Raw genomic sequence first — 20,428 nt, forward strand, 5'->3', positions numbered from 1 at the left:
CTCCTTCAAAACCCTTCCCCTTGAGAAAAATGATTCAGGGAAGGTACTGGTTCTGGTGGCCAAAGCCACCCTGGAGGTGGGTCAAAATTAATGGCCAGAAGCGGGTCAGTTTAGTTGGCCATTAACATTTTCACCTTGTCCAGGTAACTATTGGAGAGTTCAATGGTTTTATTGGGCAGGCTGAAACCGAAACGAGGACGAATGAAACGGTTCAGGACCGTAATATCATAGTTGATGTAATAGCCCATAATCGGACGATTACCCACGAACTCCAGCAGCTGCTGGAGAGCATCGGCCAGAACTTCACCGCCACGCAGATCCACACCACGAATACGGTGAATCTTGATGGAATCACCGGTCAGGCTTTCCGGTTTCTGCAGCTTGATATCCAGCTTGTCACTGGTTAAAACCTGGGTCCCCTTGATTTTGACCGCAGCGATAGACACCAGCTCCGCTTTTTGCGGATCCAGGTCGGTCATTTCGCAATCCAGAGCGACTACTTCATCGCCGTCATAGGGTTCAAACATAAACGCATATTCACCGTCCTTGTGCGTCCATTTATCTGTGGCACTTCTTATTGTTTTAAGAACCATGTTGCTCACCTCTTTTTTATATTAATTACCGTTCAAGATGATAGCGATGGGACATTCGCGATTTAAACTCTTTCACCATATGCAGGGCTTCACGCAAAAGATCCCTGTCCAGCTTGTTAAGGCCCACCGCGCTGATCAGATTGGCTTCATCCATGGCTGCCTGCCCTGTTTCAGCTTTCAACTGCTGGTGCAGCCTCAGGGTACTCATAACAGCCAGAGCTTCTGCCAAGTCATCAGCAAAATCCTTTTTGATCACTCTTTTTTCCGCCAGGGCTTCTAGGCGTTGAAAGGTATTGGTTTCCTTGATCTTGAATTGCAAGGCCATGGTTCTTACCCCGTGCACTATGGGGAAGATCCCTCCTTTCTTGATATCCATACCATCCGAACTTTTCAGGCCGCCAAAAAAGGTCAAGGGCGTACTGAAACGGCGCAATGGCATACCGAAGTAAGAATAGAAGACATCATTGCCTTCCAGGGTACTAAACAGGCTGTCACGCAAGCGATTGAACAAACGCGAATCGCCCGCGACAGCGTGAGCATCGACAAAAATGGCCAGATTCATCAGCCCTGTACCCTCGACCGAGCTGGTCCACTGCCCCAGCTTTTTCTTCCATTCTGACTCGGTCATCACCCATTCAGAGTTAGAAACCATGATGTTGCCCGGGCACAGTGGATAACCAAAGTCCAGCAGGGTATTGGTAAATTTCTCCATAACCTTGCTGCATTCAGGCCATTCCAGATCATCGGCCAGTATCAAGGCATTATCCTGGTCGGTTTTCAGTACCTGTTCACCCCGACCTTCGCTGCCCATAACCAATAGACAACATTTTTGCCGGATTTCTTCAGGAACCAAGTGTTCGAAAGCCTTGGCAATGATTCGACCATTCAGTGCAGCCAAGAGGTCCATAGCAAAGCGGATTTTGACACCCTGGGAGACCAGGCCGCTAACCAGATCCGTTGTTCCCTTGGCAGCACGGGCCAACTCCTCCAGATTACTCGCTCTTTCAATCTGCAGGCCGATAACGTGGGATTGACTGGAGAAGAAACTGAGCACATCCGTCAGCTCGACCAGTCCTTCCAGTTTAGGGCCATCAAAGACAACAACCCGCTGTACCTTGTGGCGGGTCATCAAAACCAGGGCATTAAACAGAAAGTCATCCGACTGAACGGTCAGCAGGTTATAACTGGCCAGATCACAGATATCTGCTTCCAGAGTCATTTCTTTGAGTACCACACCTTCGAGCAGGTCGGTACGGGTAACCATGCCGAATTGACTGCCCTTGCGAACCAGAAGGCAGTCAGCCTGCTGCTCACGCATGGTACGGGTGGCTTCAAGAATACTGGTACCGGAATCCAGCACCACTGCTTCGCGCAGAACGGATGCCCCCACCTTGGCCAGCATAAAGGCGGACATATCACCACCGCCCTGTTGCTTACTACGACGGCTTTCTAAAAGGCGTGCTTTTTCGGCGAGGGTATTTTGGAAATAGGCGGCAAAAGCACTGTTGCCATCCATAAACTTGAGGAAAATATCCTTGGGCAGCAACCAGGCGATAGTTTCTTCGAGTGCCCGGAAGGTATAGCGGCTCGAGCCATTGATAATACTAATGGCTCCGAAAAGGTCTTCCTGGGCGTATTCGCGGATCAGGCTTTCTTCATTGTCTTCGCCCCGTTGCCCATCAAACTCGACAACGGCACCTTTCATGACAACAAAGACATAATCACTGCTCTGACCCGTTTCGATAATGGTCTCGTCCTTGCCAAAATAACCGATATCTAGGCAAGTGAGCAGTTCCTGCTGCTCTTCCTCGGTCAGCAGGTCAAATGGCGGGTGGGAAATATCAAATTCATTGCTCATTTTCTTTATCCTTATTATAGGAGCCATTGCCCTTAGCAGGAAAAGTCAGGGCATTTGATGCAGCCGTCCGTGCACGCCTATTCAGGCTCATAACAATGAATTTAACAAACCCCCCTAATCACTGTAAGCCGTACTTTAGTATCAAAATCCATCACTCGGAAGCTGAACAAACTTCCTGGTAAAGACGATCACCTTCAGGCAGTGCAACCAAACCCTGAATATCCGGCGAACCATCTTCAACCTTCAGAGGCAGAAGTTCACGGGTGGTGCAATTGAGCAGATGCGCCTGGCTTTTAACTCGGTCAACATGCTGACGCTCAAAGCGGTAAAGGGTGAATTTGGCAGTTTTCTGGCCTTCCAGATCCTGAAGCTGCAGGCTTGAAGTATCCAAAAGAGTAAAAGCACCAACCATAGGGAAGACATAGGTCCAGGGACGCCAGAGGTTCTCCTGGTTTTTTGTAGAAACAACCACCGATTCTTCAGGCAGCTGTTCGGTTTTCATCGCATACCAGTTGTACTCGATATAGATCTGGTAAGACAGCATCCCGATGCCAACAAACAGAGGAATAATCCATTTGGGCAACCGGTTGCGTGAGATCTTGCGCAGAAAAAGAGCGATACCTGCAGCAGCCAGGCCGCAAATGCCTGCTGCTATTAAATGCCACATCATATTTTCACTTCCTGAAATAAGTCGGGCTTCCCTAGGGAAGCCCGAACTGTTTTAACCTCAGCAGACTATAACTGCTTTTCAGGTTAAAGACTACTTAGTGGTCTTGTGCAGCGCCCGCACCCTTAGGATAGCGAACACTTTCAACCATTTCACGGATCTCTGCAGGTGGCGCGTCTGTAGACTTGGCCACGATGAAGGCAACCGCGAAGTTGATGACGGCACCAATTGCACCGAAGGACAGAGGTGATACACCCAGAATCCAGTTATCTACGTTATCAGGCAGAGTGTTGGTACCTGGGATGAACAGCCAGCCCTTGTAAGTAAAGATGTAAACCAGGGTAGTCAGCAGACCAGCCAGCATGCCGGCAACAGCACCCTTGTTGTTCATCGTTACAGAGAAGATACCCATCATCAGTGCAGGGAAGATGGAAGCGGCAGCGATACCAAAGGCCAGGGCTACGGTCTGGGCAGCAAAACCGGGAGGGTTAAGACCCAGGTAGGTTGCTACCAGGATAGCTGCAGCCATGGAGATACGAGCAGCCAGCATCTCACCTTTTTCAGTGATGTCAGGCTTGAAGGTCTTCTTGATCAAGTCGTGACTGACCGCAGAAGAGATTGCCAGCAGCAGACCCGCAGCAGTAGACAGGGCCGCAGCGATACCACCAGCCGCAATCAGACCGATTACCCAGGGTGGCAGGTTGGCAATTTCTGGGTTAGCCAGCACCAGGATGTCGTTGTTAACGCTCAGTTCGCTACCGTTCCAGCCACGAGCTTCAGCGATAGAAGCAAATTCTTCGCTCTTGTCGTTGTAGAACTGGATGCGACCATCGTTGTTCTTGTCTTCAAAGGTGATCAGACCGGTTTCTTCCCAAGTCTTAACCCAGTCAGGACGCTCTTCGTACTCAATTGCATCGCGCATAGCCGCGTCATAATCTTCAACCTGGCCAGCTGCTTCAGGGTAAACAGTGGTGATCAGGTTCAGACGAGCCATGGAACCTACTGCAGGAGCAGTCAGGTACAGCAGGGCGATAAAGACCAGAGCCCAACCAGCAGACCAACGTGCGTCAGCTACCTTAGGTACGGTGAAGAAGCGGATGATTACGTGAGGCAGACCCGCAGTACCAAACATCAGAGACAGAGTGAACAGGAACATGTTCAGCTTGTTGTCGATGTCGGCAGTGTATTCACGGAAGCCCAGCTCGCTAACAACAGTGTTCAGTTTTTCCAGCAGAGGTACGCCGGAAGCTTCATGAGTGCTGAACAGACCAAACATAGGAATGGGGTTGCCAGTCAGCTGCATGGCGATAAAGATGGCAGGAATGGTGTAGGCAATGATCAGTACCACGTACTGAGCAACCTGAGTGTAGGTAATGCCTTTCATGCCACCGAATACGGCGTACAGGAATACGATCAGAGCAGCAATCCAGATACCGGCAGTGTTGGAGATCTCCAGGAAGCGGGAGAAGGCAACACCAGCACCACTCATCTGACCGATTACGTAAGTAACAGAAGCAACGATCAGACAAACAACCGCGATGTTACGCGCAGCGCCACTGTAGAAGCGGTCACCGATGAAGTCAGGAACGGTGAACTTGCCGAACTTACGCAGGTAAGGAGCCAGCAGCATTGCCAGCAGCACGTAGCCGCCAGTCCAACCCATCAGGAAGGAAGATGCGAAATAACCACCAGAAGCCAGCAGACCGGCCATGGAGATAAAGGAAGCCGCAGACATCCAGTCAGCTGCGGTAGCCATACCGTTGGTGACAGGGTGAACACCACCGCCAGCAACGTAGAAGTCTTTCGTCGAACCGGCACGGGCCCAGATGGCGATACCGATGTAGAGTGCAAAGGATGCACCGACAAACAAGAGGTTGATTGCAAATTGACTCATGCTGATTTACTCCCCAAGGCCATACTTTTCATCAAGCTTGTTCATTCTCCAGGCATAGTGGAAAATGATCGCGATGAAAGTGAGAATTGAACCCTGTTGGGCAAACCAGAAGCCAAGATCCGTACCGCCAACTGGGATACCAGCAAGCAGCGGACGCAATAGAATGGCGAAGCCATAGGATACCAAAGCCCAAACAATCAGGCTTCCGAAGATCAGGCGAAGGTTCGCCGACCAGTATGCAGCAGCATTGGATTTATCATCTGCCATAGTTACGCTCTCCATTTATTGTTATTGAGAGTTTTGGGGAAACTGCCTGAGCGATTCTGCAAAAATATAAGGGTGTATGTAATCCCCGACATTAGTAGTATCCCCCGAAGAAAAAGGCCTCAAATTCATCAATAGCTCTTTTTTTTCAGTAGGTTAGCCTGTTTTTATGCAGTTTTGTGACATAAGGAAACCGCTATTAACAGGACAATAGTCTAATAGGCAGCCCCCTTTTATTGGCGGGCTTCTATTTTAATCCGCATAATGCCGATTTATTTTTACCGATCTATGGGAAACACCATGTTTGCAGGCTGGCAACTCATTCTTATCTCCTTTACCTACCTGTTGATCCTTTTTGCCCTGGCCTGGCAGGGTGACAGGGCTGCCAGGCGCCAACAGCAGGTCACCAGTCGGCCCTGGATTTACAGCCTGGCCCTGACGGTCTATTGCACCTCCTGGACTTTTTATGGTGCTGTGGGGCAGGCAGCAGGTGGCGGCCTACTCTATCTCAGCATCTTCCTAGGTCCCATACTGACTTATTTCTTTGCCTGGCCCTGGCTGCGCAAAATCTTCCGGGTCAGTAAAGCCCAGAACATTACCTCCATTGCCGACTTTATTGCTTCACGCTATGGCAAGTGGCAAATACTGGCAGTTGTGGTCACCAGCTTTGCTCTCTTGGGCACCCTGCCCTATATTGCCTTGCAACTGAAAGCCATCGTCATGGCTTATGAAATCCTGACCGGCTACCCCGACCTTAGTGCCACCACCAATTTCACCCAAATTCCCCTGCTGGCGGATTCAGCCCTTTACGTTGCCCTAATTCTGGGTATTTTTGCGATTCTTTTCGGGACGCGTCATATCGATGCCACCGAACATCACGAAGGCCTGATCCAGGCCATCGCTTTTGAATCCCTGGTCAAGCTGTTTGCTTTTCTCTTGGTCGGCGGGGTGATTACCTGGGGACTTTTTGACGGCTTTGCTGATCTGGCCGGAAAAGCCGAATTTTTCCGGCCCTTGGAACGCCAACTGAATGCCGAAGCCCTGACCCAGGGATTTGTAGCCCAGACATTGCTTTCAATGATGGCGATTATCCTGCTACCGCGGATGTTTCACGTCACCGTGGTAGAAAATGCGCATCGTGATGATGCCCGCCATGCGCGCTGGTTTCTGCCGGCCTACTTGGCCATCTTTGCCATCTTTGTCTTGCCAGTCGCTGCTGCAGGTCTGGTGACCTTCCCCGATGGCAATGTTGAAGCCGACACCTTCGTCCTTACCCTACCCCTGGCTTATGATCTCGACTGGCTGGCTCTGGTGGCCTATGTAGGCGGTTTTTCAGCAGCCACCAGTATGGCCATCATGGCCACTGTGGCTGTTAGCATCATGGTTTCCAATGAAATCGTCATTCCCTTTTTGCTGAAAACCCGTTGGGTCAGCAGTACCTCCCACCAGGATTTTGGGCGTCTGGTTCTACGAATTCGCCGCATCACTATTCTGCTGGTACTGCTTCTGGGCTATCTGACCTACCGTATCATTGCCGAATTCAACTCTCTGGCAGCAACGGGTTTTCTTGCATTTGCCGCCATCGGCCAACTGGCCCCGGCAGTCATCGGCGGTATTCTCTGGAAAAGAGGCAATCGCTGGGGGGCGCTAAGCGGCTTGATCGTGGGCGGTATTTTCTGGTGCTACACCCTGCTGCTGCCCAGTCTTGAAGCAGCTGGACTGGTACATAACCAGCTTTTGGCAATGGGCCCCTGGGGTATCGAATGGCTGCGTCCTACCGCCCTCTTTATCCCCACCGGTCTGGACTTCTTTTCCCAGGGAGTACTCTGGAGCCTGAGTGCCAACGTGCTGGTTTATGTGACTGTCTCCCGCCTGACTCATCAACGCGTGATTGACCGCATCCAGGCCTCTGCCTTTGTGGATAACCTGGAAAGCAAGCCGGTCAAGAGTTCTCGCCTGTGGAAGGGTTCGACCAACCTGGGTGATCTGCGCCTGCTGGCCGAACGCTTTGTCGGCGAAGCCGCAGTGACCCGCGCTTTTCGAGACTATGCACTTAAGCGCCACCAGCCTCCCTTGCGTGATGAAGACCCGGCCAGCATCGAATTGATCCAGTACACGGAAAGACTACTGGCTGGAGTACTGGGCGCGTCTTCAGCCAGGATCGTGATGAGCTCGGCCCTGCAGGGCAAGGAAATCAAGATTTCCGATGTTATCTCCATCGTTGATGAAGCTTCTCAGGTACTGGAATTCAACCGTGGCCTGTTGCAGTCCACCATCGAGAACCTGTCCCAGGGCATCAGCGTAATTGACCAGCACCTGAATCTGGTGATCTGGAATCAGCGCTATCTAGAGCTGTTCAGTTTTCCCGATAACTTCATCCGGGTCGGGCGTCCGGCCATAGAGATTTTCCGCTACAACGCTGAACGCGGAGAATATGGCCCCGGTGACCCGGAAACCCATGTGCAGCAGTTGATGGATAATATCCAGGATGGCGAACCACATCGCTATATTCGCTATCGCCAGGATGGCACTGTGATCGAAATCCAGGGCAACCCCATGCCCGGCGGTGGTTTTGTCTACAGCTACCAGGACATCACCCAGCAGAAACAAATCGAAGAAGCCCTCATCCAGTCGGAAAACAATATCCGCATTTATACCGACAATGTCCCGGCATTAATTGCCTACTTCGATACCGAACGCCGCTATCTCTTTACCAACCGCGCCTATGAAGAGGCCATGAACATCGACCGCAACCAGGTCATCGGTCGTCCTGTTTACGAAGTCCTGCCCCAGGAAGAATACGAAGCGCGTAGCTCCTTTATGCGTGCAGCCCTGGAAGGGCGGCGACAGACTTTCGAGCTGGAACTCCCCAGCCGCAATCATAGTGTTCGCTATGCCCTGGTAACCTATACTCCCCACATTGCTGAAAATGGCGAACTGCTTGGCTTTTTCGCCCTCTACCAGGACATTACCGAAAGGCGCCTGGTGGAAATTGCCCTGCAGGAAACCAACGAGCACCTGGAAGAAAGGGTGCGGGAAAGAACTCTGGCCTTGTCCGAACTCAACTCGGCGCTCTTCAAGGAAAACCAGGTCCGGGCCAAGGCCGAGGAAAACATGCGTCTGGCCAAACTTCAGGCAGAAGAAGCCAACGCTTCCAAAACCCGCTTCCTGGCTGCTGCCAGTCACGACCTGCTGCAACCCTTGAATGCTGCACGCCTCTTTACCTCAGCCCTGTCCCAGCAGGTTGAGGATCAGGAGCACATCAAAACCACCCGGCATATTGATAATTCCTTGAAAGCTGCGGAAGAGCTGCTGAGCACTCTCCTGGATATCTCCAAACTGGATGCCGGGGCCCTACAGCCTAAAATCAGCGACTTCGCCCTGAGCGAGATTCTCGACCCCCTGATGGCTGAATTCCAGGTCATGGCCAATGACCGTGGCCTACAGCTGGAGCAGGTCAAAACCCGCGCCTGGGTGCGTAGTGATCCACAAATGCTCAGGCGCATCCTCCAGAACTTCCTCTCCAATGCCCTGCGCTATACCGGTGAAGGCCGGGTCTTGCTGGGTTGTCGGCGTAGCGGCCAGGAAATCCGCCTGGAAGTCTGGGATACCGGCCCCGGTATTCCCGATAGCCGTATCGGTGAGATTTTCCAGGAATTCCGACGCCTGGATACTCCCGACAAACGCAATGAAAAAGGTCTGGGGCTAGGACTTTCCATTGCGGAAAGAATGTCCCGGGTGCTTCAGCATCAAATCGGCGTGCGTAGCTGGCAAGGCAAGGGCACTGTCTTTTCTGTGCAGCTGGCCAGTGTTCAGCCGCAACAGGTGAGTTCCAGCTTTGCACCGGGGCGGCGTAGCTTCAACAAGCTTGATGGCCTGGAAATTCTGTGTATTGATAACGAGCCCCTGATTCTGGAAGGCATGGAAGCCATGCTCAAAGGCTGGAAGTGTTCACCCCACACGGCCACCAGCCTGGGGGCTGCCAAGGAGCTGTTGAAGGACGAGCAGGCACCGGAAATCGATATCTATCTGGCGGACTACCATCTCAATGATGGTAAAACCGGTGTAGAAGCGCTCAAGGCGTTGGAAGAGGATGCGGACAAGTCACTCAGCGGGATCGTGATCACCGCAGACAGGACGGATGAAATTGCGGATGAAGTCAATGAAGCCGGATACCTACTGCTGCACAAACCGGTCAAACCTGCTGCACTCAGGGCCATGATCACCCGTCTATTACAGAGTCGCAGGCGTCAGAGCTAACCAGGTGGCTGGCTTCCCCTCGAAACGGGCAGGGAAGTCGGCCACCCGCAAGAACTAGTCAGCCACCTTGGGTGGTTCAACTTCAAGACGCTTGGCAGCAATAACGGCCTGGGTTCTTGAATGAACACCCAGCTTGCGCAGGATGGCTGTCACGTGAGCTTTGATCGTCGCTTCGGAAACATCCAACTCATAGGCAATCTGCTTGTTCAGTAGGCCTTCTGTCAGCATGTTGAGTACACGGAACTGCTGCGGAGTCAGTGAAGCCAAGGCTTCAGCAAAACGGGCTTCATCTTCGCTGATTTCGTCAAGACTGTCAGCGATCTCAGGCGGAATCCAGACCTCGCCTTCAATCACCTGGGTAATGGCCTCAGCAATACGATCCAAGGGGGAAGATTTGGGAATAAAACCGGAGGCACCGTAATCCATGGCCCGACGTATGACGTGGTTATCCTCACTGCCGGAAATAACCACCACCGGAATACCAGGATTTACACCACGCAGGAAGACCAACCCAGAAAAACCATGAGCACCGGGCATATGCAGATCCAGAAGGATCAGGTCAGCATCCGGATTTTCCGCTACAGCCTTGTGAACGCCATCCAGGGTATCAGCTTCGACAATTTCGACATCACTGAGTGCCTGACGTACGGCTTGCTGGAGCGCAGCCCGAAACAGAGGGTGATCATCGGCAACAATTATTTTGTGGCGTAAAGCCATTCAGTTTCCTCCGGTGATAAACAGTCACACGACTAGCATTATTATATTCCTGACATCATTTATCAAGGTGACAGAAAAAAGAAAGCCCCGCATAAAGCGGGGCAAAAGCAATGCCAAAAGGTAGGGATTGCAGATGATACTTACTTGTTCGCGCGATTGCTGATCAGATCATCCACTACAGATGGATCGGCCAGTGTGGAGGTATCCCCCAGACCGTCGGTCTCATTTGCAGCAATCTTGCGCAGAATGCGACGCATGATCTTGCCGGAACGTGTCTTGGGCAGACCAGGCGAGAACTGAACCACGTCAGGAGAAGCGATAGGACCAATTTCCTTGCGCACCCACTTGACCAGTTCTTTCTTCAGATCATCACTGCCTTCGTAGCCATCAGCCAAGGTCACGTAGACATAGATACCCTGACCCTTGATGTCGTGCGGATAGCCAACAACCGCTGCTTCAGCAACAGCTTCGTGAGCAACCATGGCAGACTCAACTTCAGCAGTACCCATGCGGTGACCAGAAACGTTGATAACATCATCAACACGGCCGGTAATCCAGTAGTAACCATCTTCATCACGGCGGCAGCCGTCACCAGTAAAGTACATGCCCTGGTAGGTGGAGAAGTAGGTCTGGACAAAGCGCTCATGATCACCCCAGATGGAACGACCCTGACCTGGCCAGGAATCCAGAATCACCAGATTACCTTCGGTTGCGCCTTCCTTGATATTGCCTTCAGGGTCAACCAGCGCAGGCTGAACACCGAAGAACGGCAGGGTGGCAGAACCAGGCTTCAGATCGGTTGCACCGGGCAGCGGAGCAATCAGGATGCCGCCGGTTTCAGTTTGCCACCAGGTATCAACAATGGGGCACTCGCTGTTACCAATCTTGTCGTAGTACCACTGCCAGGCTTCAGGGTTGATGGGCTCACCCACGGAACCCAGCAGACGCAGGGAAGTACGCTTGGTGGAGCCCATGACATCGTCACCCTGGGCCATCAGAGCACGTACCGCAGTTGGCGCCGTGTAGAGAGTAGTGACCTGATGCTTATCGATTACATCACCAAAGCGGCTGTGTGAAGGATAGGAAGGTACACCTTCAAACATCAGAGTGGTCGCACCATTGGCCAGAGGGCCATAGACAATGTAGGTGTGACCGGTAACCCAGCCTACGTCAGCAGTACACCAGTAAACATCACCAGGCTGATAATCAAACACATACTGGTGAGTCATGGAGGCATAAACCATGTAACCGCCAGTAGTGTGCTTCAGGCCCTTGGGCGCACCAGTGGAACCGGAAGTAAACAGAATGAACAGAGGATCTTCAGCGTTCATTTCTTCGGGAGCACACTCATCGGCGCAATCTTTAACCAGATCATGCCACCAGATATCACGGTGATCATGCCAGGCAATATCGCCACCGGTACGCTTGAGTACTACGACATGCTCAACCGTTTTAACATTGGGGTTAGTGAGGCCTTCATCGACATTTTCTTTCAGAGGAACCTGCTTGCCACCACGCAGACCTTCATCGGAAGTGATGATAACGCGGGAGTCAGCACTGATCACGCGGCTGGCAATGGCATCGGGAGAGAAGCCACCAAAAACGACGGAGTGGATCGCACCAATACGCGCACAGGCCAGCATGGCTACCGCTGCTTCAGGAACCATGGGCATATAAAGAGTTACAACTTCGCCTTTTTTGACGCCCAGTTTTTTCAGACCATTGGCGAAACGGCAGACTTCGTGGTAAAGCTCACGGTAGGTGATTTTCTTGTCTTCGTTGGGATCGTCGCCTTCCCAAACGATGGCCACTTCATCACCACGCTTTTCCAGGTGGCGGTCAAGACAGTTGACGGAAGCATTCAGGGTGCCATCTTCAAACCAGCGGATATCGACATTGTGGGCGTCAAAACTGGTGTTTTTAACCTTGGTGTAGGGTTTCATCCAGTCAATGCGCTTACCCTGCTCTGCCCAGAAACCTTCGGGGTTTTCCACTGATTCCTTGTACATGGACAGATATTTTTCTTTATCGATCCAGGCATTTTTTGCCATTTCAGTAGGTACAGGATAAACCTTCTGTTGTTCACTCATCAGACTCAGCCTCTGTGTCTAAATGGATTGTTTTTGTGTCGACTTACTGCGCAAAGTTATACATGCCCAACGCGGGGTAACAACATTAGACCTTGGTAGCAGCTTTTTTTTCTTAAAAATCAATTGCTTAAAAACGCGTGACTGATGGGTCAGGATGCGGTCACGCTTTCATCAACGTGAAGGAAGGTTAAATTTGCCTGACAACGACGACAAATATAGATCTGGCCAGCCATAATTTTATTATGCCGCCTTAATGTCAAAGCATGCTGCTGATCTGGGCAGGCACAAGCATAAATATACCCCTGATGCGCAGAGCGGGTGACATCAAACTGGTGGCGCGTGCGGGGCTCAACGCCGAAAACCTGATGCATGATTTGTTGCCATTCCCTGCCATGGGGCCGAATTTTACGGCCATGTAGCTGCCAAGCGAGCAAATGAGCTACTTCATGAGGAACGACCTCGGCCAGGAAGGCTTCAGCATTCTCCTCCAGCAACACCTGATTAAAACGCAGACGGTTACGTCCCAATTCAGCGACGCCGGCACTTTTACCCCTGAGCTTGAGACTGACTTCAGGACGCGGAAAGGATTTAAGATAGAACTGCTCTGCCAGGGCATAGCACCTAAGCACTTCTTTACGCACCTGCATTAACCTGCGGCTCTGCTCCTGGGAAGCAAAAAGTGACTGCTGTCTGTTCAAAACCCTGTTAACCTTTCGTCGTCATTTCCACTTACTTGAGCCCTAGCCCATGCAAGACCATCAGCCTGATCCCCTCGTCCCTCTCAACGAACAGGAACTCGACCAGCTGGATGCACTTCTGTCACCTGAAACTGATGCCGAGGAAGAGGAAGAAGTAAATCTCTTTCTGGCCTTGGGCTATGTTACGGCCCAGGCCATCAGCCCTCAAGCAACACCTGCTGAAGATTGGGTGGATGCGCTCCTGGGCAACGACCAGCGGGCAACTGCTGATCTTCAAGCACTGCTAAGCCAGGCCTACCGACTTGCCGCCCAGGGATTTTACCAGGGAGCAGGCATTGAACTGCCTTTTGCCAGCCAATGGAATGAGGAAACCGAGGAGTTTATCGCCGACTGGTGTACCGGCTTTATGCAGGCTGCCTTTGAGCAGGAAGAAATCTGGTTCAACCAACAGGAACAGGAAGTCGCCGAACTGCTATTGCCGATCATGGCACTCTCCGGTCTTTTTGCAGAAGAAGAAGAGTTTGCCGAGATCGAAGACAACCCGGAATTACTCCAGGCCTTTGCCAGCCAACTGCCGGAGCTGCTCCTGGACATCTACTGTCAACTTAATGCCCCGGAAGAAAAGAAAGCACCACCCGCCTCCTTCCCCGGTGGAAAAAAGAAAAAACGTCGGCGCTGATCCTTAACGCAGGCGCTGAGCCAGGGCATCCACCAGCCCCCACAAATACTCGCGGATTCTCTGCCAGCGGGAACGCTCTTCCCAAAGCTGAGGATCCAGCCAAAGGCAGTCCAGGCGGGTGGTTTCAAACCACTCCAAAACTTGACCGGCCACTGCCGGATCGAGGATTTCCTGATTGGCTTCCAGATTCCAGCGAATACCCCAGTGATCAAAATTGCACGAGCCTATCGAAATCCAGTCATCGCAAAGGCTGACCTTGGCGTGAATAAAACTGGGCTGATACTCGTAAATATGCACACCCGCCTTGAGGAGGCGCGAGTAGAAACGCTGGCCTGCAAAGCGAACGGGAGGATGATCCGTGCGCGGCCCGGGTAGCAGCAGGTGAACTTCAACACCGCGCCGAGCAGCGGCAATCAAGGCCTGACGCAGCCGGTAGCTGGGCACGAAATAGGGAGTGGTCAGCCAGATACGCTGGCGGGCCCGATGGATTTGCCGCAACAGGGACAGCTTGATGCCATGCAAATACACCCCCTGCCCGGTCACTAGACGCCCCTCGGAAGTACCTGCTTGGGGTCCAGTGGTCACAGGACGCGGTTTTCGGGAGGATGCTTTAAGACGAGGGCGGCCATGAGCCTGCCGCCAGGTCTGCCAAAAAAGTCTTTCCCAATCAGCAACACAGGGACCTTGAAGACGAATAACCAGCTCATACCAGGCATTGCTGCTGGCACAGAATTCATCGGTCAAACCAAAACCACCGGTAAAGGCGGTACGACCATCCACCAAGAGAAGCTTGCGATGATCGCGCATCAGATTACGACTGACCTTGCGCCAGTGCAGAGGATTGAAACGCTTGAGACGAATTCCCGCGGTTTGCAGGCGTTGCAAGTCCTCAGGGAGTAACTCGGCGGCTCCAAAGTCATCGAACAGTACCACCACCTGTACCCCCCGCTGAACGGCTGCCACCAGATGTTTTATCCATAAGCGGCTTTGCTCTCCGCTGGCGACCAGATACACTTCCAGCAAAACATATTCTTGTGCCCGATCTATCTCGGCTAACATAGCTGGAAAAAACTGCTGGCCTGGCGCCAGTAATTCCACCCTATTACCGGGCCGCCATGGATAGGGCCTCGACATCGATGCTCATTTCCTTGTATTTATTGCGATAATAAAAACCATGCCTACTTCCTTCTTCCGCACTCTTGTCTATCCGCTGCAGCGCCTGCTCAGCTGGCCACTGCTGTTTTGGGTTCGCCCTCATTTGAAACATCCGGGACAGCCAGTGGATGCGGAAGCAGAAGTTTATTATCTGCTGGCCAGACGCAATCTAACAGACCCTCTGGTTTTAAAAAAGTTGACCAAAAAACAGGGATTACCACCAGCCAGCAAAAACCGACTTCTTTTTCTGGAAGAGGCACCCCCCTGGTTTAAACCCCATCTCGGCCCCCAACCCACGGGCGATCTGCATAGACTCTGGCAACACCTGCAGGAGAACCCTGATACCCAGGTCGAGGTGATTCCAGTCAGCTTTTTCTGGGGTAGAGCTCCCAGACGCCAGCAATCATTACTTAAGCTACTGACAGCAGACACCTGGGCTTTTATGGGCGGGTTACGCCGACTTCTCACGGTCATTCTTCACGGCCGCCAACTCTGGGTAGAAATGGGCAACCCGGTTGCGACCCAAAGAGTCATGAATCCAGAGCAACTGCTGGACAAGGGCCCTGAATATGCAGCCCAGAAAAGTCAGCGCCTGCTGCGCCTCTATTTTCACCGGGTTCGCACCCGGGTACTGGGACCGGATCTTTCCCACAGACGCACCCAACGTAATCGCATCATGGCCAGTCCCCAGGTACGTTCAGCAATCCAGGAGGAAGCCGAGCAGTCTTCCGAAAAGAAAGCAAGAGACAAGGCTCTGCGTTACATCAACGAAATTGCCTCCAATGTCTCCTATCCGGTTTTACTGGTTTTGGACCGCCTCTTGTCCAGCCTCTGGAACCGCCTCTACGATGGCGTCAGAATCAGTGGACTGGAACGCCTGAGAGACAAGGCTGGCCACTACACCCTGGTTTACCTGCCCTGCCATCGCAGCCACATCGACTATCTGCTGTTGTCCTATGTCCTCTTCCAGCAAGGATTGATGCCCCCGCACATTGCCGCGGGCATCAACCTCAACATGCCGGTTATCGGCCCCCTGCTGCGTCGCGGTGGCGCTTTTTTCATGCGCCGCAGCTTTCGCGACAATCCGCTCTATGCCCGGGTTTTTAACGAATATGTTTACCAGCTTTTCAATCAGGGGCATCCGGTAGAATTTTTTATCGAAGGCGGACGCTCACGCACCGGACGCACCCTGCCACCCAAGCCGGGACTCCTGTCCATGACCCTCAAGGCCGCCCAGCGGGGCACCCAGAAACCCTTGCTTCTGGTGCCTGTCTATCTCGGCTATGAAAAGGTGCTTGAAGGCTCCACCTATCTAAGTGAACTCAAGGGGCAGAGCAAGAAAAAGGAATCACCGCTGGATCTGTTTCGCGTGCTGCGTAATCTCAAACAGGATTTTGGCCAGGTCGATCTCAGTTTTGGTGAACCCCTCCCTCTGGAAGGTGAACTCCTGCAGCAACTGACTAGTAGGGATACTTTTGATGCAGTCCCCTACCTCGGCCGTCTGCTTGCCAGCGGCATCAACCAGGCGGCTACCCTGAACCGGGTCAATCTGGTGGCCCTGGCGTTGCTTGCCACCCAGCACCGGGCTCTGGAGGCTGAAAATCTCCTGGCCCAGTTGGAAACCCTCGCCACTCTGGCGGCCAAGAGCCAGGTTGCCCGTCAGCCCGAAGGTGATCCCCAGGACTGGATTACTACCAGCGAAAAACTGGGTTTTATCGAAAAACTGGATCATCCTCTGGGTCCCATCTATCGTTGCAATGAACGCCAGGGCATTTTGCTCACCTACTATCGCAACAACCTACTGCATCTTTTTGCTTTGCCCGGACTGGTGGCCTTTCTATTTATCAACCAGCGGACAGTCACCTTTGCCCAGGTCAAGCAGCAGGCAGAAACCGTCTATCCGCTTTTGGCTTCAGAATTCTTTCTGCCCTGGAAAGAAGACACTCTGGATGGACACCTGCAGGCCAGCCTGGATCAACTCACCGAGCTGGGCCTGCTGGAAAAACAATCGCCGGATTCCTGGCAAAAACCGGCAGAACATCTGCCCAGTCATCTACGTCTGAGATTGCTAGCTCAGCTGGTGCAACCCAGTCTCGAACGCATCTACCTGCTCTTGGCCTTGCTGGAACGCGAAGGTAGCGGCCAGATCAATCGCAGCGAACTGGTCGGCTCAACCAAGCATCTGGCGGAAAGGCTCACCCTGCTTCAGGGATTGGACTCACCGGAATTTTCGGACAGCCGTCTGTTTGATCAGGCACTGGGCAGCCTGGTTGAACTGGGTTGGCTGGGAGAAAATCAGGAAGAAAAGATCACTTTTGATGAGCAGCTACTGGAAGTCATGCACAGGGGGCGTCAACTCTTTGACCCGCAATTGCGCCAGCATCTGGTCAGCCTGACGCGGGGAGGATTCAGCCGCTGCGACTCAGAGATTTGAGAGTATAAATATCGAAACGGTTGGCCTTGCCCGCCAGGGTCAGGGAGGGTTCGCTTCCGGCCAGACAGGGTGCCTTGCGCGGCCTTTTAACCACCACACGATGGCTGGCCAACTTTAGGGCCACCTCCAGCAAGGCATCAGCATCCTCATCCTTGCCAACCAGTTCGCGGAAAAACTGCATTTCCTTTTTAACCTGGGCCGATTTTTCCTGATGCGGGAACATGGGGTCCAGGTAGACCACCTCCGGTCTGAAATCAGCGGCCAGAGCAGGCATATCCCGAGTGGCCTCCCCCTGCGCCAATTTCAGCCTGGCTGTCACTTCAGCCAGCTCATCACTGGCGGCGGCTCTATCCAAAGCATCCTGGCCCAGAGCAAACACCCAGGGGTGGCGTTCTACAGCCAGAACCTCACAACCCAGCGAAGCCAATACAAAGCTATCGCCCAGTAGACCGGCAGTGGCATCCAGGATTCTGGGACTAATGCCCGGTTTAAGTCCACAGGCTTTGGCCAGGGCCTGACCCCGGCCACCACCATAGAGACGCCGGTGAGCGGTAGCGCCACCCAGAAAATCGATTCGTACAGGTTTAACCCGAGGTTCGTCCGCTTTGGCCAGGGCCAACCCCTGGGCATCATAGAGCAGGTAATAACCGTCTTGTGGTGGCAGATCACTGAGGGGGAGTTGCAGGCGTTCGGCCCAGCACTGAGCGGAGGCTTGATATTCAGGTGAGGATAAAAGTAGCATTAAACGTAGAGATCAACGCGTTGCCAGTCACTCCACAGGTGTGCCTGGTGAGCCACAGACCAATAGCCCTGCAAAGCCTTGCGGGTATTCAATGACAAGCCTGCCTGGTCCCATTCACGCGCTTCTTCAGCCGAGATATAGTCAACATCCACCTGAGGGGCGAGACGGATCACTTCTTCGGCTTTCCGGGGTGTCTCCTCGGCGGGAGTTGCCGCCTTCTTGGGCTGCTTTAACGGCCGCGGCAGATGAGGAGCCTGTAAACTACCCTGGATACGCATGCTCACTCCTTCAAGGTGGCACTGGTTAATCGTTGGATGAGGTCAAACTATCGGCTTGATTTTAGGTAACTTTACCTGAATTTACACGCCGAGGCGAATCACCTCACAACCAGGGCGGCACCCGCTCACGATATGCCTGAAACTCTTCTGAAAACCTGGTCTGTAAAAGGCGCTCTTCCGGCTGGATCTGAAAGCGATGGATATAAACCAGAAATAGAGGCAGAACTAGCAGCAACCAGGGGGATGCCAGGTAGACTCCCCAGGCAGCCAGAATACAGGCAAAACCCAAATACATGGGATTGCGGGTAATCCGATAAACACCGGTCGTCACCAAACAAGAAGTCTTTTCGGGATTGCAGGGGTCAAAAGTGGTTTGTGCCCGGCGAAAGCAGAGGACTCCAGCCAGAGCAAAATAGCCACCCAAGGCCAATAGCAAGCCCGCCACCAGCCAGCGCACCAGGTTATACACTGCAAATTCAGGGGTGACCTGATCAAGCAGACCCAGTAACAAGATAAAAAAAGCGGTTACCAACAGTGGCGGAATTCTTTTTTCCAGAAAAGTCACGGTGACAACTCCTTATTAGGCTGGCTGACTAGTTTGCCTTCTTTTGATGGGTAACCTGATCACGCAGATACACTGGCTGGGCTTCGGCCGCATCCACGGCTTCACCTTTTTCCCAAGCCAGGTGTGCCAAGGCCGCCATGGCACCGGCGCGCGGATGGACATCGATAATTTCCTGCTGAATATGTCCCTGAACCCAAGGAGGCAGCCGGTCTCGAAAAGCAGCACCCGAGCCAATCAGCAACCAGTCCTGGTCATCAGTCAGGGGCGGCTCTACTTCTTCGGGGCGATTGAGGGCTTCTGCCATCAAGGCCTGAGGGGTCTCTTCCTGTCCCTGCCAGGCACACCAGTAGACCTCATCCATGCGCGCATCCAGCAGGGTCAAGATTTTACGGGCGTAGTAGTGTTTTTGCGCCGTCCAGGCCAGGGCTTGCAGCGTAGAAATGGGCAACAGGGGCAGATCCTGAGCCAGTGCCAGTCCCTGAGCAGTAGAGGCAGCAATACGTAACCCGGTAAAAGAACCCGGCCCCCGACCAAAAGCCAGAGCATCCAGCTGGGAAAGGGAAACTCCGGCCTCGGCCAGCAGCTGCTTGATCTGCGGCAGTAATGCCTGGGCATGTTGACGTGGCAGGATACGAAAATCTTCCAAAATTTCACCCTCTTTCCAGAGGGCAACGGAACAGGCCTCGGAAGAGGTATCCAGAGCCAGAATTTTGCTCATAACGGGAGAATCACTTATCGACAATACAGGGCTGGGAGTATAGCAGGATGTAAAAAAAGAGGCCTGAAGAATCAGGCCTCGGAGGAGAGATTCACCGGCTGAGGGCGTTTATTTGCCCAGAGCTTTCAGAACCTGACCACGGATGTCTTCAACACTGCCCACACCCTTAACGCAGGTGTATACAGGAGCCAGTTCAGGGTCCTGCTTGGCCCAGGCCTGGTAGTACTCAACCAGCGGGGCAGTCTGTTCGTGATAAACCGCCAGGCGATGACGAACAGTGTCTTCGTTGTCGTCTTCACGCTGAATGAGATCTTCACCGGTGACATCATCCTTGCCTTCCACCTTGGGTGGGTTGTGGATGATGTGGTAGGTGCGACCGGAAGCTGGGTGGACACGACGACCGGACATGCGCTGAACGATTTCTTCGTCATCCACGGAGATTTCAACCACGTGATCCAGCTTAACACCGGCATCCTTCATGGCATCTGCCTGAGGAATGGTGCGGGGAAAGCCATCAAACAGGAAGCCGTTGGCGCAATCCGGTTGGGCAATGCGATCCTTGACCAGACCGATAATAATATCGTCGGAAACCAGGCCACCAGCATTCATGATTTCTTTGGCCTTAAGACCCAGCTCGGTACCTTCTTTAACGGCAGCACGCAACATGTCGCCCGTGGAGATCTGGGGGATGTCAAAGGCTTCACAAATAAACTGGGCTTGGGTCCCTTTACCGGCTCCGGGTGGGCCCAACAGAATTAAGCGCATGCTTGTCTCCTTTGTCTTTGCAATTTTTATAAAAATGGATATGAATCTAGC

General features: G+C 52.8%; 17 protein-coding genes. 3 read left to right on the top strand and 14 right to left on the bottom strand.

Features of this window, described 5'->3' with window-relative positions:
* Window positions 1–110: 110 nt before the first annotated feature.
* The 5 genes from DFK18_RS12885 to DFK18_RS12905 form a co-directional block, all read right to left on the bottom strand.
* The gene (locus DFK18_RS12885; protein ID WP_114418686.1) at window positions 111–593 is read right to left on the bottom strand and encodes a 3'-5' exonuclease; all 483 of its coding nucleotides are present in this window, start codon (window positions 591–593) and stop codon (window positions 111–113) included.
* Between the two features lie 25 nt (window positions 594–618).
* Complete coding sequence (locus tag DFK18_RS12890; RefSeq protein WP_114418687.1) at window positions 619–2,451, bottom strand: DUF294 nucleotidyltransferase-like domain-containing protein; 1,833 nt, start codon at window positions 2,449–2,451, stop codon at window positions 619–621.
* Between the two features lie 151 nt (window positions 2,452–2,602).
* Window positions 2,603–3,121: a hypothetical protein gene (locus tag DFK18_RS12895; RefSeq protein WP_114418688.1), complete on the bottom strand. Its 519-nt coding sequence runs from the start codon at window positions 3,119–3,121 to the stop codon at window positions 2,603–2,605.
* A 94-nt stretch (window positions 3,122–3,215) separates the two neighbouring features.
* Entirely contained in the window at window positions 3,216–5,012 is a 1,797-nt protein-coding gene (locus DFK18_RS12900) for a sodium:solute symporter family protein (RefSeq protein WP_114418689.1), read from the bottom strand.
* Window positions 5,013–5,018: 6 nt separating this feature from the next.
* A complete protein-coding gene (locus tag DFK18_RS12905) occupies window positions 5,019–5,279 on the bottom strand; it encodes a DUF4212 domain-containing protein (RefSeq protein ID WP_114418690.1) in 261 nt (86 codons plus the stop codon).
* Window positions 5,280–5,576: 297 nt separating this feature from the next.
* Between DFK18_RS12905 and DFK18_RS12910 the strand changes: the two genes are divergently transcribed.
* Window positions 5,577–9,536: a hybrid sensor histidine kinase/response regulator gene (locus DFK18_RS12910; protein WP_114418691.1), complete on the top strand. Its 3,960-nt coding sequence runs from the start codon at window positions 5,577–5,579 to the stop codon at window positions 9,534–9,536.
* Between the two features lie 54 nt (window positions 9,537–9,590).
* Here the strand turns inward: DFK18_RS12910 and DFK18_RS12915 are convergent, their stop codons facing one another.
* From DFK18_RS12915 to DFK18_RS12925, 3 genes are all read right to left on the bottom strand, one after another.
* Entirely contained in the window at window positions 9,591–10,253 is a 663-nt protein-coding gene (locus DFK18_RS12915) for a LuxR C-terminal-related transcriptional regulator (RefSeq protein WP_114418692.1), read from the bottom strand.
* Window positions 10,254–10,393: 140 nt separating this feature from the next.
* On the bottom strand, window positions 10,394–12,343 hold the full coding sequence (acs, locus tag DFK18_RS12920) for an acetate--CoA ligase (RefSeq protein WP_114418693.1): 1,950 nt from the start codon (window positions 12,341–12,343) through the stop codon (window positions 10,394–10,396).
* Between the two features lie 149 nt (window positions 12,344–12,492).
* Window positions 12,493–12,990: a SprT family zinc-dependent metalloprotease gene (locus tag DFK18_RS12925; RefSeq protein ID WP_114418694.1), complete on the bottom strand. Its 498-nt coding sequence runs from the start codon at window positions 12,988–12,990 to the stop codon at window positions 12,493–12,495.
* A gap of 100 nt (window positions 12,991–13,090) precedes the next feature.
* Here DFK18_RS12925 and DFK18_RS12930 point away from each other — a divergent pair, with 100 nt between their 5' ends.
* Entirely contained in the window at window positions 13,091–13,720 is a 630-nt protein-coding gene (locus DFK18_RS12930) for a YecA/YgfB family protein (RefSeq protein WP_114418695.1), read from the top strand.
* A gap of 3 nt (window positions 13,721–13,723) precedes the next feature.
* Here the strand turns inward: DFK18_RS12930 and DFK18_RS12935 are convergent, their stop codons facing one another.
* Window positions 13,724–14,779, bottom strand: a complete 1,056-nt coding sequence (locus tag DFK18_RS12935) for a phospholipase D-like domain-containing protein (RefSeq protein WP_245944395.1) — start codon at window positions 14,777–14,779, stop codon at window positions 13,724–13,726.
* A gap of 115 nt (window positions 14,780–14,894) precedes the next feature.
* Here DFK18_RS12935 and plsB point away from each other — a divergent pair, with 115 nt between their 5' ends.
* The gene (gene plsB, locus DFK18_RS12940) at window positions 14,895–17,309 is read left to right on the top strand and encodes a glycerol-3-phosphate 1-O-acyltransferase PlsB (RefSeq protein WP_114418697.1); all 2,415 of its coding nucleotides are present in this window, start codon (window positions 14,895–14,897) and stop codon (window positions 17,307–17,309) included.
* Here the strand turns inward: plsB and DFK18_RS12945 are convergent.
* From DFK18_RS12945 to adk, 5 genes are all read right to left on the bottom strand, one after another.
* On the bottom strand, window positions 17,284–18,051 hold the full coding sequence (locus DFK18_RS12945) for a class I SAM-dependent methyltransferase (protein WP_114418698.1): 768 nt from the start codon (window positions 18,049–18,051) through the stop codon (window positions 17,284–17,286). The genes plsB and DFK18_RS12945 overlap by 26 nt on opposite strands.
* Window positions 18,051–18,329 (bottom strand): hypothetical protein, encoded by a 279-nt coding sequence (locus tag DFK18_RS12950; RefSeq protein ID WP_114418699.1) that lies wholly within the window; start codon window positions 18,327–18,329, stop codon window positions 18,051–18,053. Before DFK18_RS12950 ends, DFK18_RS12945 begins: the two co-directional genes overlap by 1 nt.
* A 103-nt stretch (window positions 18,330–18,432) precedes the next feature.
* On the bottom strand, window positions 18,433–18,894 hold the full coding sequence (locus DFK18_RS12955; protein ID WP_114418700.1) for a methyltransferase family protein: 462 nt from the start codon (window positions 18,892–18,894) through the stop codon (window positions 18,433–18,435).
* Between the two features lie 28 nt (window positions 18,895–18,922).
* Complete coding sequence (tsaB, locus tag DFK18_RS12960) at window positions 18,923–19,612, bottom strand: tRNA (adenosine(37)-N6)-threonylcarbamoyltransferase complex dimerization subunit type 1 TsaB (protein ID WP_114418701.1); 690 nt, start codon at window positions 19,610–19,612, stop codon at window positions 18,923–18,925.
* A gap of 108 nt (window positions 19,613–19,720) precedes the next feature.
* Window positions 19,721–20,377, bottom strand: a complete 657-nt coding sequence (gene adk, locus DFK18_RS12965; RefSeq protein WP_114418702.1) for an adenylate kinase — start codon at window positions 20,375–20,377, stop codon at window positions 19,721–19,723.
* Window positions 20,378–20,428: the final 51 nt, after the last annotated feature.

Source organism: Marinospirillum perlucidum (genome assembly GCF_003336805.1).
Taxonomy (GTDB): Bacteria; Pseudomonadota; Gammaproteobacteria; order Pseudomonadales; family Halomonadaceae; genus Marinospirillum; species Marinospirillum perlucidum.

Coding starts and splice junctions, on each gene's coding strand:
- DFK18_RS12885 (WP_114418686.1), bottom strand. CDS start 593: ATGGTTCTTAAAACAATAAGAAGTGCCACAGATAAATGGACGCACAAG.
- DFK18_RS12890 (WP_114418687.1), bottom strand. CDS start 2,451: ATGAGCAATGAATTTGATATTTCCCACCCGCCATTTGACCTGCTGACC.
- DFK18_RS12895 (WP_114418688.1), bottom strand. CDS start 3,121: ATGATGTGGCATTTAATAGCAGCAGGCATTTGCGGCCTGGCTGCTGCA.
- DFK18_RS12900 (WP_114418689.1), bottom strand. CDS start 5,012: ATGAGTCAATTTGCAATCAACCTCTTGTTTGTCGGTGCATCCTTTGCA.
- DFK18_RS12905 (WP_114418690.1), bottom strand. CDS start 5,279: ATGGCAGATGATAAATCCAATGCTGCTGCATACTGGTCGGCGAACCTT.
- DFK18_RS12910 (WP_114418691.1), top strand. CDS start 5,577: ATGTTTGCAGGCTGGCAACTCATTCTTATCTCCTTTACCTACCTGTTG.
- DFK18_RS12915 (WP_114418692.1), bottom strand. CDS start 10,253: ATGGCTTTACGCCACAAAATAATTGTTGCCGATGATCACCCTCTGTTT.
- acs (WP_114418693.1), bottom strand. CDS start 12,343: ATGAGTGAACAACAGAAGGTTTATCCTGTACCTACTGAAATGGCAAAA.
- DFK18_RS12925 (WP_114418694.1), bottom strand. CDS start 12,990: ATGCAGGTGCGTAAAGAAGTGCTTAGGTGCTATGCCCTGGCAGAGCAG.
- DFK18_RS12930 (WP_114418695.1), top strand. CDS start 13,091: ATGCAAGACCATCAGCCTGATCCCCTCGTCCCTCTCAACGAACAGGAA.
- DFK18_RS12935 (WP_245944395.1), bottom strand. CDS start 14,779: ATGTTAGCCGAGATAGATCGGGCACAAGAATATGTTTTGCTGGAAGTG.
- plsB (WP_114418697.1), top strand. CDS start 14,895: ATGCCTACTTCCTTCTTCCGCACTCTTGTCTATCCGCTGCAGCGCCTG.
- DFK18_RS12945 (WP_114418698.1), bottom strand. CDS start 18,051: ATGCTACTTTTATCCTCACCTGAATATCAAGCCTCCGCTCAGTGCTGG.
- DFK18_RS12950 (WP_114418699.1), bottom strand. CDS start 18,329: ATGCGTATCCAGGGTAGTTTACAGGCTCCTCATCTGCCGCGGCCGTTA.
- tsaB (WP_114418701.1), bottom strand. CDS start 19,612: ATGAGCAAAATTCTGGCTCTGGATACCTCTTCCGAGGCCTGTTCCGTT.
- adk (WP_114418702.1), bottom strand. CDS start 20,377: ATGCGCTTAATTCTGTTGGGCCCACCCGGAGCCGGTAAAGGGACCCAA.